This is a genomic window from Nocardia brevicatena NBRC 12119 (genome assembly GCF_000308495.1).
GTDB classification, from domain to species: Bacteria; Actinomycetota; Actinomycetes; order Mycobacteriales; family Mycobacteriaceae; genus Nocardia; species Nocardia brevicatena.
Genome location: NZ_BAFU01000154.1, coordinates 1 through 542, shown reverse-complemented (window position 1 = coordinate 542; position 542 = coordinate 1). Strand labels below are relative to the sequence as shown.

The 542-nt window shown below is 67.0% G+C and carries 1 protein-coding gene; it reads left to right on the top strand.

Annotation, left to right across the window (positions count from 1 at the left end; genetic code table 11):
- Positions 1 to 251: 251 nt before the first annotated feature.
- Positions 252 to 542, top strand: a 291-nt coding sequence (locus ON20_RS25705) for an IS110 family transposase (protein ID WP_157228994.1), incomplete at its 3' end; no start/stop codon positions are given.

Genomic DNA, 542 nt, shown 5'->3' with positions numbered 1-542 from the left:
CTGAGGTTCCGGCTTGTATGAGAGCACCGGTAGGACGGGTTGGGTGATCACTGGCCGTAGTCTTCCGGAGGTGCCGGGCCGGGGCTGGCTCGTGAGGTTCCTGCCGCCCAGTGGGCTGGCTCGTCGGGGGTTTGCGCCCCGGTTCGGCACCGGCCGCCGGGTTGACTCAACAGAGGTGTGATCGACACAGGCCGAAAGCCGGAATGTCGCCTGCGGCTTCCTCATTCGATGTCGGAAAGGAAACGCGGCAGATGGTCGTGATCGGGATCGATCCCCACAAGTCCAGCCACACGGCGGCGGCGCTGGAATCGGGCACCCACCAAACGCTGGACACGATACGTATCGAGGCGACCTCGCGGGAGTATCGGCGGCTGTTGAAATGGGCGCGCCGGTTCCCCGAGCGCCGATGGGCAGTAGAGAACGCGTGGGGGCTGGGCCGGCACCTTGCTCAGTGGCTGATCACGCAAGGTGAGGTGGTCACCGATGTTCCCGCGACAGCGACTGCGCGGGTGCGGGAGCTGTCGCGCGGCGGGCGCCGCAAG